Source organism: Spirillospora sp. NPDC049652 (assembly GCF_040675125.1).
Classification (GTDB): Bacteria; Actinomycetota; Actinomycetes; order Streptosporangiales; family Streptosporangiaceae; genus Spirillospora.
Window position 1 is genome coordinate 1 of the sequence record NZ_JBFAOF010000560.1, and the last position, 4,760, is coordinate 4,760.

The following is a 4,760-nucleotide window of genomic DNA, read 5'->3' on the forward strand; positions in this document are numbered from 1 at the left end:
GGCGACCCGGCCGAGGACGGCCCGCGCGGCGCGGACGGCGCGGCCGGGGACGACCGGCCCCCGCCCGACCTGGGCGACCCGACCATGATCTTCGCCGACGCCCGCGCGCTCGGCGCGTCCAACGCCGATCCGGAGGTGCTGCGCATCGCGCGGCTGTCCCTCGGCCGCATCGTGGACCGGTACGAACAGCTCGGCCCCTGGACGCTCGCCCCCGAGGCGCGCGAGCTGCGCCGGTCCCTGCACGCCCTGCTGCGCGGTCAGCAGCCGCCGAGGCAGCGCCGCGAGCTGTTCTCGACCGCCGCCCGGACGGCCGGACTCCTCGGCTACATGGCCGTCCACCTGGGACGATCGGTCGTCGCCGAGGCGTACCTGGCCGAGTCCGAGCTGCTGGCCGGGTACGCCGAGGACGCCGAGATGCGCATGTGGACCGCGGGCACCCGCTCGCTCGCGCTCTACGACCAGGGACGCTTCGCCGAGGCGGACGCCGTCGCCGAGGCCGCCGTCCGGCTCGACCCGACCGGCCCGCAGGCGATCCGGCTGCTGTCCACCGGACGGGCCCGCGCGCTCGCCCGGCTGGGCGACGCCACCGCGCACGCGCGCGCGGGACGGCTGCTGGACGAGGCGATCGAGCTGTCGGACCGGCGTCGAGACCGGCTTCCCACCGGATTCCCGCCGTGCGTCTCGGTCGTCCCGTACAGCACGGCGCGGACGCTGGCCAGCGCCGTCACCGTGCACGCCACGATGGGCGACACCGGCCGCGCGCTGGAGTACGCCTCGGCCATCGAGCCCATGGTGCGCAGTTCCGGCTCGCGCTGGACCGAGGCGCTGGTCGGCCTGGACGTCGCGACGGCACTGCTGGGGGAGGACGTCCGGCGGGCCATGAGCCTCGGCTGCCGGGCGCTCGAACTGACCCGTCCGGTGCCGATCCGCTCGGTGTGGCAGCGCGCCCGCGACCTGGAGGCGGCGGCCGTCCCCTGGGCCGAGGAGGCGCACGCCGCCCGCTTCAGCGCGCTGCTGCGCGACTGGGGCCGCACGCCCCTGGCCCGTCCCGTCGTGGCGGGCTGACGCCGCCGGAACGCGGGCCGGAACGCGGGCCGGGACGGCGGCGGGGAGGCCGCCGTCCCGGGACGTCGCGGTGGAACGCGGGTCAGAAGACCGTGTCGGGGGTGGTGATCTCGACGTAGCTCTGGCCGGAGACCTTGCAGCCGTTGACCGTGCCGCTCACGGTCGAGGCGCCCTCCCAGTAGCCGCCGCCGGGGGCGTCCTCCCAGGCGACCTCCTGGTCGCGGCGCTGCGGCGTGACCGTGAACTCGCCGCCGGGCACGCGGACCTTCCAGCCGCTGGTGTAGGTCAGGTTGGTGACCGGGCTCGTCCAGCTTCCGACGGGTGTCATCGAGAGCTTGGACGGGTCGAGGAGGGCGGTCGTGCCGTCCGCCCGGACGAGCGTCCCGGCGCGGCGGACCACGCCGTTCGCGTCGTTGATCAGGTACACCATGTACTGGGTGCCGTTGGTGAGCTGGATGCTGAACCAGTCCCAGCGGCCGTAGCCGGACTTGAAGTCCCCGTACTGGTGGTCGAACCAGGACTGGCCGGTGACCTTGATCGCCTCACCGTGGTCGTACACCGTGCCCGAGGTCTTCAGGTTGGTGTACGAGTAGTAGTACGACTGGCCCCACTGGGCGTAGTCGATGAGGCCCCGCACGCCCTTGTAGTTGCCGTGCAGCGCCGGCGGGGTCTTCTGGACGAGGGACAGGTCGATCTTGTACGAGCCGTCCTGGAAGCCGCCGCCCAGCTTGTAGCTCCCGTTCTTGCCGGACATGTTCCAGTCGTCCACGGCGATGTCGTAGCCGCCGTCGGCCGGGATGGTGTCCGGGAGCCCGGCGGCGCGCGACTCCCACTTGAACTTGTCGGCGGTAAGGTCGGTGACCGACAGGTTCCCCGCGTACCCCGACAGGGTCGGGTACTGGATCTGGTTGCGGAAGAAGACCTGCTCGAAGCCGTAGTCGTGGCGCTTGCCCTTGCTGTCCACACCGCTCAGGTGGCCGGTGTAGTAGTACCACTCGCGGGTGGCGTTGTGCGGCGACTCGTCCTTCGGGATCGAGATCCCCACCGTGTCGGCGGAGGCTGGGGCGGGGGAGGCCAGGAAGAGGGACAGCGCGGCCGCGGACGCCGTCCACAGCGCGGTCAGCCGCCGCGCCCGGCCTTTGTGATCTTGGATCATGGGGCGAACCCTAGCCCCGCGAAAACCGGTGGAGGAAGGCCCAGATCCATCGCAGAATCGGGCTCATGCGCAAGATTCCGACCGTCTTCACCCGCGACTGGGCGGGGGATCCGAAGTACGTGACCCGCGTTCCCGATCCTGACTGCGCCTGGGTCCTGGCAGGTCTCGGCGTCGCGACCCGCAAGTTCGACGGCACGTGCGTCCGGTTCGACGGCGAGCGCTGGTGGGCCCGCCGCGAGGTCCGCGCCGGCCGGACGGCCCCGGCCGGGTTCGTTCCGGTCGCCGCGGACGAGGTGACGGGGAAGACCGTCGGCTGGGAGCCCGCCGAGTCGTCCGCGTTCTGGAAGTACCTGCGGGCCGCCGCCGGTGACGCCGACTGGGAGGCGGGCACCTACGAGCTGATCGGCCCCAAGGTCAACGGCAACCCGGAGGGGGTCGAGGCGCACACCCTCGTCCCGCACGGCGGCGAGCGCCTCGACGGCGTCCCGCTCGACTTCGACGGGCTGCGCGAGTGGCTGCTCGCCCATCCCTACGAGGGGATCGTGTGGCACGCGCCGGACGGGCGGATGGCCAAGCTCAAGCGCCGCGACATGCCGTCCTGACCGTCCGATCGGAGCCAGGAGCCAGGAGCCAGGAGCCAGGAGCCCGGAGCCCGGAGCGCGAGGATCGGACGGTTCGCCGGGGCCGCGTTCGGGCCCCTCCGGGAGGTGTGGGGAGTCACGGCGGGCGGATCGCACCGCCGTGACCCCGTCCCCCCACACCGCAGGCGGACCCGGCGCGTCAGGCCCGGAGCGGACGCGCCTTCCCGCGCACTTCCGCTCCGCCCCCTTGGACCTGGCGCGAACGCCATCCACTTCGGTGCGCACGAAGTTAGCGGGGTCTGAAGCGCGGGTTCACCGGCTTCGGAAGCACGTCGCCGAGCGGTCGGTCGCCTGCGGTGAGCGGTCGCTCGCGCGGGACGGACGGCGCGCCCCGCAGGATGCCCGGACGGCGGTCACAGGTAGAGGCCGTAGAGCTCCTCGGGGTGGTCCCAGATCGGGGGCATGTCGTCGGCGGCGAGGGTGATCAGCGCGTCGCGGTCCGGGCGCTCCGGCAGGGACGCGATCCGCTGCGCCTGGTTGGCGACGGCCATGTCCAGCAGGTTCCGCATGAGGCGTCCGTTGCCGAAGCCCGCGCCGCGCGGGACGCGTCGCAGCATGCCCGCCAGCAGGCCGGGCAGCTCGTCGTCCAGCCGGAAGCCGTCGCCCTCGGCGAGCGCGGCGAACACCGCGACCAGCTCCTCGTCGGAGTAGTCGGGGAAGTGGATCTGCTTGGGGAAGCGCGAGTCCAGGCCCGGGTTGGCGGCGAGGAAGTCGGCCATCTCGCGCTCGTAGCCGGCGACGATCACCACCAGGTCGTCGCGGTGGTCCTCCATCAGCTTCACCAGCTCGGCGATCGCCTCGGCGCCGTAGTCGCCCTTCAGCGGCGACTGGGTGAGGGTGTAGGCCTCGTCGATGAACAGCACGCCGCCGACGGCCCGCTCCACCAGGCGGCGGGTGCGCGGCGCGGTCTGCCCGATGTACTCGCCGACCAGGTGCGTCCGGGACGCCTCGACCAGGTGCCCGGACGACAGCACGCCGAGCCGCCGGTAGATCCGGCCGAGCAGCCGCGCGACCATCGTCTTGCCGGTGCCGGGGCTGCCGGTGAACACCATGTGCCGGGTCGGGGTGGTCACCCGCAGCCCGGACCGGACGCGCGCCCGGTCCACCCGGGCGGTCGCGGCGAGCAGCGCGATCTCGTGCTTGACGTTCTCCAGGCCGGTCAGCGCGGCGAGCTCGGCCATCGGGTCGCCCGCCGCCCTGGCGGTGTCGAGCGTCGCCGGGATGTCGCCCTTGCGGACGACCGGCTGCTCCCCGTCCGGGGTCCGCAGGCCGTCCAGCACCAGGTCGGCGAGGTAGGGCGCGAGGCGGGCGTTGCGCAGGGTCTGGACGGCGGGGGTCGCGGCGAGCAGCGTCCCGGCGGCGGCGAGGGCGTGCCGGGTCGCGCGGGCGCCGCGCTCGGCGAGCGCCCGGCGGAACAGCTCGGCATGCCCCTCGGCGCTGAACGGGCGGGTGCGCGCGATCCGGAACCGCTGCGGCAGGACGGGGTCGACCTCGCCGATCCGCCGGTCGCCGTCGGCGCCGCACAGCGCGGCGACGTGCAGTTCCGGGTGGATGGCGAGCAGCCGGTGCAGCTCCTCGGCGACGGCCTCGCCGAGGCTCGGGTCCGCGGTGACGATGTCCAGGCCCTCGAACACCAGGAGCCGGTCGGCCCCGCAGTCCCGCACGTCGGCGTGCAGCTTGGCGATGGCGTCCGGGAGCCGCTGCCCGATCAGCAGGTTCGCGGTCAGCCAGAGCGGCTCGCGGCCGAGGGACAGGGCGCGGCTGAGCTCCTGCGCGGCGTCCCGCTTGCCGGTGCCGTCCGGCCCGGCGAGCAGCAGCCGGACGCCCGGCCGGGGCGAGCCGGCCGCGCCCGCGCTCGCGAGGACGCGGTCCAGCGCGGCGGTCAGCTCCGGCTGGTC

4 protein-coding genes are annotated in these 4,760 nt (G+C 74.0%); 2 read left to right on the top strand and 2 right to left on the bottom strand.

The genetic code is table 11. The features are described 5' to 3' along the window. A partial coding sequence (locus AB0J52_RS27785) for an NsdA family TPR-like regulatory protein (RefSeq protein WP_500185330.1) occupies positions 1-1,065 on the top strand: 1,065 nt, incomplete at its 5' end. An 82-nt stretch (positions 1,066-1,147) separates the two neighbouring features. Here AB0J52_RS27785 and AB0J52_RS27790 read toward each other — a convergent pair. Then, complete coding sequence (locus AB0J52_RS27790; RefSeq protein WP_500185331.1) at positions 1,148-2,221, bottom strand: lipocalin-like domain-containing protein; 1,074 nt, start codon at positions 2,219-2,221, stop codon at positions 1,148-1,150. Positions 2,222-2,286: 65 nt separating this feature from the next. Between AB0J52_RS27790 and AB0J52_RS27795 the strand changes: the two genes are divergently transcribed. Further along, on the top strand, positions 2,287-2,823 hold the full coding sequence (locus AB0J52_RS27795) for an RNA ligase 1 family protein (RefSeq protein ID WP_500185332.1): 537 nt from the start codon (positions 2,287-2,289) through the stop codon (positions 2,821-2,823). A 392-nt stretch (positions 2,824-3,215) separates the two neighbouring features. On the opposite strand, the gene AB0J52_RS27800 is transcribed toward AB0J52_RS27795, so the two are convergent. Continuing rightward, on the bottom strand, positions 3,216-4,760 hold a 1,545-nt coding region (locus AB0J52_RS27800; RefSeq protein ID WP_500185334.1), incomplete at its 5' end, for an AAA family ATPase.